This window comes from Klebsiella sp. JB_Kp042 (assembly GCF_040065275.1).
Lineage (GTDB): Bacteria > Pseudomonadota > Gammaproteobacteria > Enterobacterales > Enterobacteriaceae > Klebsiella > Klebsiella quasipneumoniae.
Genome location: NZ_JBEAJL010000045.1, coordinates 1 through 11254, shown reverse-complemented (window position 1 = coordinate 11254; position 11254 = coordinate 1). Strand labels below are relative to the sequence as shown.

General features: G+C 52.6%; 13 protein-coding genes and 3 pseudogenes. 8 read left to right on the top strand and 8 right to left on the bottom strand.

The window, feature by feature from the left end; all coding sequences use genetic code 11:
- Positions 1-56: 56 nt before the first annotated feature.
- The 5 genes and pseudogenes from ABLV54_RS12550 to vapB form a co-directional block, all read right to left on the bottom strand.
- Positions 57-269, bottom strand: a pseudogene (locus tag ABLV54_RS12550) (HNH endonuclease); the annotation flags it as partial.
- A 543-nt stretch (positions 270-812) separates the two neighbouring features.
- Complete coding sequence (locus ABLV54_RS12545) at positions 813-1835, bottom strand: helicase UvrD (RefSeq protein WP_000361404.1); 1023 nt, start codon at positions 1833-1835, stop codon at positions 813-815.
- Positions 1820-3382 (bottom strand): AAA family ATPase, encoded by a 1563-nt coding sequence (locus tag ABLV54_RS12540; RefSeq protein ID WP_009309907.1) that lies wholly within the window; start codon positions 3380-3382, stop codon positions 1820-1822. The genes ABLV54_RS12545 and ABLV54_RS12540 overlap by 16 nt, the downstream gene beginning before the upstream one ends.
- A gap of 73 nt (positions 3383-3455) precedes the next feature.
- Positions 3456-3872, bottom strand: a complete 417-nt coding sequence (locus ABLV54_RS12535) for a type II toxin-antitoxin system VapC family toxin (RefSeq protein WP_001044770.1) — start codon at positions 3870-3872, stop codon at positions 3456-3458.
- A complete protein-coding gene (vapB, locus tag ABLV54_RS12530) occupies positions 3869-4099 on the bottom strand; it encodes a type II toxin-antitoxin system VapB family antitoxin (protein WP_001261282.1) in 231 nt (76 codons plus the stop codon). Before vapB ends, ABLV54_RS12535 begins: the two co-directional genes overlap by 4 nt.
- Here vapB and ABLV54_RS12525 point away from each other — a divergent pair.
- From ABLV54_RS12525 to ABLV54_RS12495, 7 genes and pseudogenes are all read left to right on the top strand, one after another.
- A pseudogene (locus tag ABLV54_RS12525) lies at positions 4056-4516 on the top strand (hypothetical protein). The gene vapB and the pseudogene ABLV54_RS12525 overlap by 44 nt on opposite strands.
- Before the next feature lie 160 nt (positions 4517-4676).
- Positions 4677-5621, top strand: coding sequence for a hypothetical protein (locus tag ABLV54_RS12520; RefSeq protein ID WP_011977810.1), 945 nt, complete (start codon positions 4677-4679; stop codon positions 5619-5621).
- Between the two features lie 36 nt (positions 5622-5657).
- Complete coding sequence (locus ABLV54_RS12515) at positions 5658-6050, top strand: hypothetical protein (RefSeq protein WP_011977811.1); 393 nt, start codon at positions 5658-5660, stop codon at positions 6048-6050.
- A 57-nt stretch (positions 6051-6107) separates the two neighbouring features.
- On the top strand, positions 6108-6629 hold the full coding sequence (locus tag ABLV54_RS12510) for a hypothetical protein (RefSeq protein WP_011977812.1): 522 nt from the start codon (positions 6108-6110) through the stop codon (positions 6627-6629).
- Positions 6630-6674: 45 nt separating this feature from the next.
- Complete coding sequence (locus ABLV54_RS12505) at positions 6675-6878, top strand: hypothetical protein (protein WP_011977813.1); 204 nt, start codon at positions 6675-6677, stop codon at positions 6876-6878.
- A 29-nt stretch (positions 6879-6907) separates the two neighbouring features.
- The gene (locus ABLV54_RS12500; protein WP_011977814.1) at positions 6908-7912 is read left to right on the top strand and encodes a hypothetical protein; all 1005 of its coding nucleotides are present in this window, start codon (positions 6908-6910) and stop codon (positions 7910-7912) included.
- Positions 7913-8095: 183 nt separating this feature from the next.
- Positions 8096-8875, top strand: a complete 780-nt coding sequence (locus ABLV54_RS12495) for a site-specific integrase (RefSeq protein ID WP_013214009.1) — start codon at positions 8096-8098, stop codon at positions 8873-8875.
- Between the two features lie 57 nt (positions 8876-8932).
- Here ABLV54_RS12495 and ABLV54_RS12490 read toward each other — a convergent pair whose 3' ends face one another.
- Complete coding sequence (locus tag ABLV54_RS12490) at positions 8933-9190, bottom strand: hypothetical protein (protein WP_013214010.1); 258 nt, start codon at positions 9188-9190, stop codon at positions 8933-8935.
- 128 nt (positions 9191-9318) lie between these two features.
- The gene (locus ABLV54_RS12485; RefSeq protein ID WP_014343462.1) at positions 9319-9432 is read right to left on the bottom strand and encodes a hypothetical protein; all 114 of its coding nucleotides are present in this window, start codon (positions 9430-9432) and stop codon (positions 9319-9321) included.
- Positions 9433-9967: 535 nt separating this feature from the next.
- Between ABLV54_RS12485 and ABLV54_RS12480 the strand changes: the two genes are divergently transcribed.
- Positions 9968-10834: a replication initiation protein gene (locus ABLV54_RS12480; RefSeq protein ID WP_004118283.1), complete on the top strand. Its 867-nt coding sequence runs from the start codon at positions 9968-9970 to the stop codon at positions 10832-10834.
- 25 nt (positions 10835-10859) lie between these two features.
- On the opposite strand, the pseudogene ABLV54_RS12475 reads toward ABLV54_RS12480, so the two are convergent.
- A pseudogene (locus ABLV54_RS12475) lies at positions 10860-11254 on the bottom strand (hypothetical protein); the annotation flags it as partial.

The window sequence follows — 11254 nt, the reverse complement described above, 5'->3', positions numbered from 1 at the left end:
GGGAGCACCTCAAAAACACCATTATACACTAAATCAGCAAGTTGGTAGCATCACCCGCCATTAGCACTCATACTGTGCTGTTCGTACTTTTTGCCTATATCGAAACATGTGCAGGAATGATTTGGTTCAATATACCATTTTTTTAACGCCTCAATACTTTTAGAGTCAAAAACCTTTTCATTCATTAACAGAGCTTTCCATTCTTCCACACTGATATCAATGTCGCAGACGTACTCCCCGTCAATTACCTGGCAAATCTTATTGATCACGATCATCCCCCTGTAATAAAAAATCATCACAATACACAGTTCGTTACCCGGTATGAGTGCGGCCGGGTAACATCTGCAGTATGCCATATTCACAGCTCAGGTAAATCAGAAAAACTATTTTTACAGTACCACAAATGAAATTGTTTCATAAATGACAGGATCTCAGCATCCATAACCAACCATTCCATGTTTTCAGCCTGCCCCAGATATAGTGGACAGATAATTCTGCTCATTATCCGCGACGATGAAACAGTCTCCGGTCAACAAAACCGTACAATACTTTCAATGATCTGCACTTTTAACTGCACAAGCGACATACCATTCAGAACTTAAAAAGTTAACAATGTTTTCATACTGGCGTGTATGCCACATTATTAGCATTTTGCGAATAAAAATAACTGGCATAATTGTATTTAATGATAATGTTACATATTGTTAGCCAGGTTCCGGAAAGCGAGAACCGGAACCGCACCTGTCCAGCCGGTATTCCCGTCGATGACCCTCGCTTTTTACTGATTTGTGCCCGACTGAGAAGTCGGTAACTCAGTTTCGGAATCGGCGCAGATGAGTTTCGGGAACAAAATAAATGTTGCCGCGCGCCCGTGAGCATGCCACGTACAGCCTGTTACGGGACGACGGTGGAAGGGTTGCCAGTTCCTGACGGGTCAGAAGCTTCCAGTGGGAGGATCCCATCACAATGCAGACATCCTGAAAGTGATCGAGCCCTTTACTGGCGCCCCAGTTCATGGAATAGCAGCCGTAACGGTGATGTTCACGATAGAAGAGCTTAATCACCGTATTATCGGCGTGCAGGGTGGCTGAGCGCTCTGTATCTGCGATCGTTTCAATCAGGGAGGCATGTATCCCATGGGCAGCGATACGGATGTTCAGTTGCCCGGTGATAAACTCGCACACTGAAGCTGAGCAACGCCATGTCCGGTTGAGCGTGTCCCGGTCAACCGCGAAACCTGCTGCGTCGAAGCGGGCCTCATATCGCGTGATGTCGTCGTGCAGCGTTGAATTAACGTTGCCGTCATGGCTTGTATCAAAGGTATGCTGATAAAAATCGCCGCAACAGAGCACAGTGATTTCCGCGCGGCAGAGCTCCAGCAGAAAATTAAAGTCATGTCCGGCAAAGTCCTGGACTTCATCGACAAGCAGTTCATCATAGTAACGGGCAAGCCGGATACGGATATCCGGCAGCAACCCCCGGGCTGTCAGTAAATGTGCGAGCCTCCGGTGATACAGCCGTCCGGCGGGATCCTGATAATGCCGGGCATTCGTGCGCGGTATTCTGGGTGGGGGCTGGTCGAAGCTCAGGCCACGCGATGCCAGCTGCTCCTGCAGGAAAGGCCGGAAGCAAAAACCGTGCAGAAACTCAAACCAGGTCATCACCCTGATCCCTTCCGGGATAAAGCCAAAACGTCTGATAATCTGTGCCCGCAGATGCGCTTCATTATTCACGGTGAAGGTCAGGAGCAGCGTCCTCCTGTCCTCACTCAACCGTCGTATCAGCAGCGTGGTCTTGCCCGAGCCGGCAACCGCAAATATCACTCTCTTATCCATGCCAGTGCCTCCTGAATATAATCAGGTACGGTCAGCTCTCCGGCGTGCAGCTGTAACAGCCGGAATGCTGCTTCTGCCTTATTGGCCAGCATGTATTCCTGCACCGTGAGTGTCCGGCGGGGTCCGAGGAAAAGCGTATCACACAGATCAGCGTTATCCTGATACAGGCTGATTTCAAATGTGGATCGGGTGTTATCGCGATCAGCAAATACCCGGGAGCGGGAACAAATCACGTCAGCATAGCGTTCATCGCAGTTTTGCTGATAGTTGCCGTCATTATCACGAAGGGCCGCGACGCGATTTTCCAGAAGACGGGCCAGTTCAAGATAACGACGGAAACTCGTTCCGCCGATAGCGATGATGTGAACTCCGTCTTCCTCCGGTGCCCTGCCATACAGGCGGCGATAAAAGGCCTCGATCAGAATAAACTCAGCATCCCCCTCCACGAGCAGCACACGTCTGGCCAGCGCAAATTCCAGTACGTTATTATCCGGTGCTTTCATGAAGAAGGCGGCAGTCTCAGCGGAAAGTTCATTCATCAGTACCGGCCGGGCAGACCCGAGGAGGATTGCCTTACGCAGATCGAGGCGGGAGGAGATATGGCTGCTGTGTGTGGCAATAAACACCTGCGTCTGCCGTTCAGTGGCAAGCTGATTAACCAGCCTCTTCATACTGACATGGCTGAGATGATTTTCCGGCTCCTCAAGCAACAGTACGTGGAGCTCTCCCTGCTGCTGATGCCGCTGCAGCGCAAACTCCGTTTTGATGAAGCACTGCCTTCCTTTTCCACGGTGACGAATGGAAATACCGTCCTCGGTAATGTCCAGATTCGCCTCAAGCCCTGATTTAGCACCGGAACGCACGCCAAACTGATACGTTTCCAGCGTGTCGTTTATGGCTGACAGATGCCGGGTGCAGAAGTGCATTTTCTGTTGCCGGTAACTGTTTTCAAGCCGGTACCGATCGGCCACCGGCACATTGACGCTGTAAACTGTGCGCGTATATTCCTGTGCGGCGTGCTCGTTATCGATGCGTGCACTGTCTAAGAGCAGATGGCGCAGATAGCGTCTGAAGCTGGCGAAATGACCACCGGAGAAGGTGCTGAACCGCACGGAATAGTATTCATAGGGAAAATTATCGGGATCCTGCTGTAGTACATTGTGAATATCCTGGCCGTATTCCTCCGTCATTGGTGCAATACGCATTCTGAGACCATCCGCATTGATACCCGCCAGATTTTGCCTGCCGTTCAGGTCAGGATCTCCCCCATTACTCAGGAAAACGTCAGCTGTCAGCACGGGTAACTGATCGGCGCGGCGCTCACCTTCCTGAAACTGCCTTACTGCTGACTGGGACAGGAGCGATTCCACACCCAATGCCTCGACCCGGTGCCGGCTGTCACTCAGCACAAGGTCAAGGGCCAGCAGAATCGTGCTTTTCCCGGACTCATTGTCCCCGACCAGAATGTTACGGTCATGAGTGAAGCGCAGGTCCAGTTCCGGAAACTTTTTAAAGTTTTGCAGCATAAGCCGCGTGATCAGAGGCATCTTTTATTCCTTTATATACCGCTGACTGAAAGAGTGTCCGGCTGCGCCAGACCGCCTGTTTTGTTTTACAGCGTTATCTTACCCAGTCTTCCAGCACAAGACCCGGTACCCGCTCAAATTCCCGCGTATTATTCGTCACCAGCACGGCACCGGCGGCGATGGCGTGCCCGGCAATGGCCGTGTCGTTCGGGCCGATCGGCGTCCCGGCCATTCGCAGCGCCACCTTAATCTCCGTGGTGGCGTCCACCGCAGCGCGATCCCAGGGCAGGATGGCATCGAGGCGGGCGCAGAACGCGTCGACCAGCTCGACGTGGCGCGGGGAGGCCTTCGGGCCGGTGGCCCCGAAGCGCATTTCAGAATAAGTGATGGCCGAGACAACGATGCGCTGGCCGCGCAGCACCGCCTGCTCCAGGCGCTTCAGGACGGCTTCCGGCTGCTCGCGCATGATGAACGAGCAGATACAGGTGTCGAGCATATAGGTCTTGTTCACAGGTTAAATCGTCCTTCGTCGCTGACAACGTCCTCGCGCTCCGCCATAAAGTCCGGGTCTGCCTTCTCGAACTGCGCGAACGAGCCCCAGGTCGGCCGGACGGGACGCAAAATAATGCTGTCCCCTTCCCGGACGATCTCCAGCTCGCTCACTCCCTCAAAATCCAGATCGCGGGGCAGACGAATGGCGCGGTTATTGCCGTTTTTAAAAATGGATACAGTTCTCATCATTTCCTCCTGGCCGACCGGCCTGTATGACTATGTTCAGTATATGCAGATGCAAAGCATATGTATAGTCATAGCATATGCAGATGGTAAGTATATGCGTATGCCACACCTATGCAGATGCCCGGCATATGGATATGTTGAACCTATGTTGTATTCTCTCTTTTCCCGGTCAGATCCGAAAAAAGCTAGTTCCGGATCTCTGCGAACCCCACCGGCGCACAGCGGCCCGGCAACACAAGATGTGGCGGTGTTCCCAGCTGACCATGACGCTAGATGTTGTGTTTACCCCCTACCCCGTGACCTGCCGCTCACCACCGGAAAACGCCGCTTTGCTTATTCCCTGACCGTGGTACACTTCCGGAAAGTTGTTATACGCAAAAAATCGGATCTGCCGGAAACGGCCATCCGGTAATTTAGCTGCGTGACTGTTTCATGCCTTATCACGTGCTGATTTCTTCCTTTGTGTACAAAATGAATCATAACGTATACATTTATTGTTATAGCGGTAAATCAGGTTTCATGTTTACTTCAAAGACCATTTACCAGTCCTGAATACGTTTTGCATAAGGAAGGAGTCATGGCGAAGATCCAGGCCAGAAATGTTGACGATGCGCTGTTTGCACGCATTGAGCAGTCAGCGATGAAAAATGAACGTTCACTCGAAGGGGAGATCCGCCTGGCGCTGGCCAGACAGTATCCTGCCGGGACCACCTCTCCGGAAATCCTCTCCAGCCGGCAACAGTGGCAGAAGGAATGTGGCGGGCGTCTGCGCGCCCTGTTTGACCGTCTGTCCGCTGACGGCTTTTTCCCGGGGGCCGGGCAACCCGGGCCGACGCGGATCGCCGACCAGGTACGGATAGCTCACCGGTTACATGTTTCCCCGGGACTGCTCCTGGACTGTATCGATGGCGCCGGTGAGTTAACCCGTGAGCTGGCTGAACGGATTGAAAGCCGGTTCGGCGCCAGTGCAGACTGGCTGACCACCGGTGACGGGAAGATGTTCCCGCTGGTGATCCTGGGGACGTATTTTGGTGTCAGCTGGGAGGAGTTTTTCTTCCCGGATGATGATGAAAGGTATGTCTTTGAGTTCATCCGCATCGCCGGTGGGCGCCATGATGGCACCCTGATGATCCTGCGCCAGCATGAGCAGAACGGCCGTATCACTGCCGGCGTGGTAACAGAGGCGTTTTTCCTTGGTGCCGGTATGGGGCCGGGGGGGTATGTAAACCTGAAAGAATTTTTGTTGTTCCTCAGACAACACGGCGGGAATCTGGTCATGAATGCGTATGTGTTCTCCCCCCCGGAGCCGGATTTTGATTTCTGGTCAGTCATGGGTCAGCACCATCCGGTCTGGTTCCGTGACGCCAGACGTCGCTCCCCTTCCCGCTGGCTGCAGCAGGTACTCAGTGGTGAAGATCCGGGCGAATGGTTTGCCGGGGGATGGTCATCAATACTGAAAGAAGTGGCCGAAGCTACCCCTCCGGATAACGCTACTGAACATACAGAAAAAAATGATGAATGATTCGGTGCATCACGGCAACGTATAACAGGAAACCAGATGAACAGAACATATGACGAACCAGAGACCGAAACGGACGTGATGGCCGCCGCCTTCCGCACCATACGCAGGTACGGCATGACTATCATCACCGCCACGCAGCATATGGATGTTAATGGTTACGTGAAAACTGACCCGCGGATGCCCAGAACGCGGCTGCGCCGCTACCTGGGGCAGTATGGCCTGCGCGGTGAGGCGCTGAACAGGGAGGTCAGACGTATCGTTGCAGGGCCTGAGCGACGCGACAGTAAGCTGAAGGACGGGATTTACTATACCTGGCCTTATGGCTGGGAGCCCTGTGATTTTACGCCGATGATGCGCCGTATTTTTCGCGGGAAGCGGACCCGCCATGTGATGATGTCAGATGAAATGCCAGCGCTGTTTCTCAACTAAAGTACTAACGAACAGGCCCAGTCTGTGTATAAGCATACTCCCCAAATCAGGTTCGGGATGATAGCGCCCGGACAACATGGCAAGAATCTGCGGGACATTCCTGAGCAGTGTTTTGATTACGGGTTTGATCGGGAAGATCGCTGGCCGGGGCTGGTTCTGGCCTCTACGGTAACTGTGCCGAACGGTAACACCGATGGCTGGCGACTGGCGACGCAGAGTTGCGGTGGATTCAGCTGTAACGAATTTCAGGCCGCGGTTCTGCCCCTGCCAGTTCGCCCGGAGATGCTACGGTTTCTTGAAACCGTCGCGGAGGAGGAATTTTCGCCGGCGCCTCTGGATTACTTCAATATGATGGATGCCGCCGATGCCGCAGCAGTTAAAAAAGGGTACCTGTCATGTCTTCACCGCGCGGGGCTTTCCTGCAGTGAGCATAATCTGTCACTCCTGACACAGGCGCTTTATCCGGTGGATGCCACAGCGGAAAACATGAAGATCCTGGCCGGGAATTGTACTGAACTGGCCGCAATGAAGGTTCCCGGGGGACTGACGATATTTATCGTGGGTCAGAACTGTGATTAATTTGAACACAAATGAGCCATTCCTGGAGACGGAGGATAACAGTCAATGATGCCGGCATTACCAGGTCCGGGCGTTTCGTTTTCCGCTGCGCAGCTGCCGATGATGACGACCCTGAGCGCCAGTGACGGCTGTCACCTGTATTTTGAGCAGGGCACACTGGTGTGGATCGAGGTTTACTCGCAGGGCGACAAGCGCTGGCCGTTTTATGGCAGACCAGAACTGACGGGAATTACCCATTCATCCACGTAACAGTTACGCAACGGGACAAAGAGACCGGTATGGAAGCGAAAACTAAAACCTTCATAAAAACGTCTGTTGATGATAACGGCATGTGGCTGCTGACCGTCCCGGCGGGGAGCGCGGGCAACGAAACGGTGGTTGTGGTCGTCAGACGGGTGGAGGAATGTCGTTACGGGTCTGAGGACTCGCCAGGGGCATATCTGTGGATCACCTGTAGCCTGACGCTGTACGGTGACGGACAAAGTACACCGCAGACCATTGTCGCGAAGTTCGAGCACGGCCGTGTGGAACTGTTCAGTGTTGAATTTATGCTGAATGAATTTTTACCCCGTGGTCGGGGAGTGGGCAGCTGGATCATGCAGCAGATGGTGCTCTGGACCCGCTCCCTGCCGCCGGAAACGCTGGTCAGACAAATCCACATTTCGTCCGTGGATGCGAAAAACATTCACAATCTGATCCGCCGGAGCAGACTGTGGCGTGGGCTGGGTTTCCGGTTCCCGCCGGGGGAAACCAGCTCAATGCCGCTGCGGGCAGACGAACTGCAGTTGCCACGGGGCAGGTGTTCAACGCTCCGGGTGGAGCCCCTGGTATCCGCGGTACGCCGGCTGGAAGACTGTTATCGCGGGCTGCAGGAAAAAATCGTGCAGCTCGAAGGCAAAAAACGGTCGCAAAAACAGTTAATTACTTCACTTAGGAATCGTCCATTTTATCATCTGTTGCACAGGAAAGGGGGCCAGCTCCCGGACGAGAAATGTGACGCCCTGCCACTGCGGGCAGAAAAACTGTCTCTGCCGCAGAGCGGGGATTCTGACCTGGAGGTGGCGCAACGGGCAACCGGGGTTATCCGGCTGGCAACCCTGTGTAGTCAGTCGCAGGAAAAAATCGTTGAGCTCGAAAGGGATCTTGCCTCGCAAAGTGAATACCTCCTTGACCTGCAGACAAAGCTCCTTTCTATCCTGTGGGGGAAAGTCGCTAACCTGACCTTATTCTGGGGGGGCGTGGTGATTTTTCTGTACTTTATCAAGTGGATGTTGGTGGCATGAATGTTCCCGTTCCATAGCCACCCACTGAAGAGGACTGAAACCAGTGCCCGAAAATATCGTGTCTGTAATCACTGACGGAGTAGTTTTGTTTGCGACTTCGTCTGTTTTCTGGCTGGCTAGTCATCCTGACTCCGGTAATATTACGAAGAAAATTCTCGGCAAAGAAAAAAGTTAACAGAAATTATGAATAACCTGGTTCCAGTTGGATCTCCGCAATCTCCCGGAACATTGCTCCCGGTGGCCATCGATTACCCTGCCGCCCTCGCCCTGCGCCAGATGGCGCTCGTGCAGGATGAACTGCCGAAATACCTGCTGGCGCCGGAAGTGAGCGCCCTACTCCATTACGTGCCGGATCTTCACCGCAAGATGCTGCTGGCGACGCTGTGGAACACCGGCGCGCGCATTAATGAAGCGCTCGCGCTGACCCGGGGGGATTTTTCGCTGGCGCCGCCGTATCCGTTCGTGCAGCTGGCCACGCTCAAGCAGCGCACCGAGAAAGCCGCCAGAACGGCCGGCCGAGTTCCCGCCGGTAGCCAGGCTCATCGCCTGGTTCCGCTTTCCGATCACCACTACGTCAGCCAGCTGCAGATGATGGTGGCCACCCTGAAAATTCCGCTGGAAAGACGAAACAAGCGCACCGGCAGAATGGAGAAGGCGCGTATCTGGGAGATCACAGACCGTACCGTGCGCACCTGGCTTAGCGAAGCGGTGGAGGCCGCAGCGGCCGACGGGGTGACGTTCTCAGTACCGGTAACCCCCCATACGTTCCGTCATTCCTACGCGATGCATATGCTGTATGCCGGCATACCACTGAAGGTTTTGCAGAGCCTGATGGGCCACAAATCGATTAGCTCGACGGAAGTCTATACGAAGGTGTTCGCACTTGATGTTGCTGCTCGGCATCGAGTTCAGTTTCAGATGCCCGAAGCGGATGCGGTAGCCATGCTGAAAGGGAATATTTAAGTACTTAGGAGAATGATGCTGGCGAACGTCCTGCTCGCCGGTGAGGTCTGTCAGACGTTATCTGGACCAGCTGACGGGAATATCTGCTCTGTATTCCTCATACTGCTCATAGATTGCATGCTGAAGCATCGTAATACGTTCTGACAACCTGTTGGCGTCCGACATATGCCGCCATTCCCCCTCAATAGTGGTTTTCTGTCCATCCGGGAGATTGAGCGTGATCAATACCTTTGTATCACGAAAAATCACCCCGTCAGTGAAAGAATTAAGACCACTTCTTACGGTATTATCTATATGTATAGTTTCAAGTTTCATCTTGTTACCTCCTGTTGACCGGATCCCAAGCATAGATATCTGAATTCAAATTGCCTAGTGAAATGTCTGGATATGCCGCATTTTTCCCCTTATACAGCGAAGCTGGCCAAAGGCCAGCCCGCATGGATTTATCGCTTTTGCCAGTAGATCAGCATGGCAAGGAACAGGATTGTTGCCCCCTGAGAAGCGGGAGAAGCGGTCAGGAAAGTTTCCAGCAATGACATTATCGTAAAACTCCGCATTATTAATTTCAGGTGTGTGATTCAGGGGCCTTAGTCCCCCTTTTACAGGACGTAGTGTTCTGTCACGACGGGAGCCAGGGTTAATAAAAACGATTCGAATATGTCTGCAGGGACGATAGAAATCTTCGTGGGGGTTGTCTCGCTGTAGCGGGCTCTGGAGAGCGACTCGGGGGAGGAGTAGTATCTTCCGGCCACGGATATGATCGAGCCAGCAGTGCTCGCCGCAGTCGAGCGACAGGGCGAAGCCCCGAGTGAGCGAGGAAGCACCAGGGAACAGAACTTATAAATTCTGCTTACGCTAAATGCCTGAAAAATCACCTCCCCCTCGTGGTTATCCACTTATCCACGGGCATATTTTTATAAAGTACTTTTTTATTGTTTTTCTATATTTTACATCTTTTAGGGAGCCTGAAAGCCGCGTACAGTGCGGCCTGAGAGGGGGCCTGTATGGGCAACTGGTAAACATAATATGGGAAATTAATCACGTATCAGTGGGTTTTGTGTCAACAAGCTATGGGATACGCATCAACAAGCTATGGGAAAGAGGTCAAGTTCAGTTCTCAATTATCCACTTGTGGATAAAGTGCAGATTTTTCCGGTGGATAAGTATCGCGATAGCTTGCAATTTCTGTTTTCACTGTCATTATGGGTGGGTAAAAATTTACCCATAGGCATTGAAATGGATACTCAAGCACTCTTGCCAGCTACTAAAACGTTTAAAAAACGCGCCAGTATAAAGCAATCTAACGAATTGACTGAAGCAGCATATTACCTGCCTCTTCAGGCAAAACGTGTGCTGTGGTTATGCCTCATGCAGGCCTATTTTAACGACAGCCAGGAAGATGACTCTGACGTATTGCCGCTCTTCAAAATCAGCGTTTCCGATTACGTCAAATACTTCAATGTCGCTACGTCTGTCGCCAGTCGTGATGTGAAGGCTGGGGTAAATGCTCTGGGCGAATCAACGGTTACCTTTTATCCAAAAGAAGGTGAGTTTGAAGAAGTTAAGCGTCCGTGGCTGGCTGAAGCAGGAATGAAGCGAGGCCGGGGTTCCTGGCAGATTGAATTTAACTACAAGGTCATGCCATTCCTTGTCGGCTTAACCTCCCAGTTCACTACCTATTCTCTCTATGACTGTGGCCAGCTTAATAGTGTTCGTGTCATCCGGCTTTATGAAAGCCTGTGTCAGTTCCGGAGCACTGGTGTCTGGATCACCACACATGACTGGTTATGTGAAAGGTTTATGCTCCCTGCCTCGCAGAAAAACAATATTGCTGAAATGAAGCGTACCTTCCTGGAACCTGCTCTGAAGAAAATTAATGAGAAGACGCCATTAAAGGTAACATATACCACTGAAGAAGATGGTCGCTTGCTGTTTAATTTTCTTGATAAAAAACAATAGTCTGTAATTTATTTTCCCTCCCCCCTTAGTTTGTTGCTGACATATGGGGGGAACTAAACTTGCTGTATTTCCCATAGTGCTTGCCTAACTTGACCTGTTTCCCACAATCCCGGCTGTCTGCGTAGTTGACCTGTTTCCCACAGTCCCGGCCGTCTGCAAAGTTGGCCTGTTTCCCATAGTCCGGGCCGTCTGCAAAGTTGACCTTTTTCCCATAGTCCGGGCCGTCCGCGGAGTTGACCTGTTTCCCATAGTCCGGGCCGTCCGCGGAGTTGACCTGTTTCCCATAGTCCGGACCGTCCGCGGAGTTGACCTGTTTCCCATAGTCCGGGCCGTCCGCGGAGTTGACCTGTTTCCCATAGTCCGGACCGTCCGCGGAGTTGACCTGTTTCCCATAGTCCGGGCCGTCCGCGGAGTTGACCT

Excerpts from the sequence above, each read along its gene's own strand:
- ABLV54_RS12545 (WP_000361404.1), bottom strand. The coding sequence starts at position 1,835 with ATGGATAAGAGAGTGATATTTGCGGTTGCCGGCTCGGGCAAGACCACG.
- ABLV54_RS12540 (WP_009309907.1), bottom strand. The coding sequence starts at position 3,382 with ATGCCTCTGATCACGCGGCTTATGCTGCAAAACTTTAAAAAGTTTCCG.
- vapB (WP_001261282.1), bottom strand. The coding sequence starts at position 4,099 with ATGAGAACTGTATCCATTTTTAAAAACGGCAATAACCGCGCCATTCGT.
- ABLV54_RS12520 (WP_011977810.1), top strand. The coding sequence starts at position 4,677 with ATGGCGAAGATCCAGGCCAGAAATGTTGACGATGCGCTGTTTGCACGC.
- ABLV54_RS12515 (WP_011977811.1), top strand. The coding sequence starts at position 5,658 with ATGAACAGAACATATGACGAACCAGAGACCGAAACGGACGTGATGGCC.
- ABLV54_RS12510 (WP_011977812.1), top strand. The coding sequence starts at position 6,108 with ATGATAGCGCCCGGACAACATGGCAAGAATCTGCGGGACATTCCTGAG.
- ABLV54_RS12505 (WP_011977813.1), top strand. The coding sequence starts at position 6,675 with ATGATGCCGGCATTACCAGGTCCGGGCGTTTCGTTTTCCGCTGCGCAG.
- ABLV54_RS12500 (WP_011977814.1), top strand. The coding sequence starts at position 6,908 with ATGGAAGCGAAAACTAAAACCTTCATAAAAACGTCTGTTGATGATAAC.
- ABLV54_RS12495 (WP_013214009.1), top strand. The coding sequence starts at position 8,096 with ATGAATAACCTGGTTCCAGTTGGATCTCCGCAATCTCCCGGAACATTG.
- ABLV54_RS12490 (WP_013214010.1), bottom strand. The coding sequence starts at position 9,190 with ATGAAACTTGAAACTATACATATAGATAATACCGTAAGAAGTGGTCTT.
- ABLV54_RS12485 (WP_014343462.1), bottom strand. The coding sequence starts at position 9,432 with ATGCGGAGTTTTACGATAATGTCATTGCTGGAAACTTTCCTGACCGCT.
- ABLV54_RS12480 (WP_004118283.1), top strand. The coding sequence starts at position 9,968 with ATGGGAAAGAGGTCAAGTTCAGTTCTCAATTATCCACTTGTGGATAAA.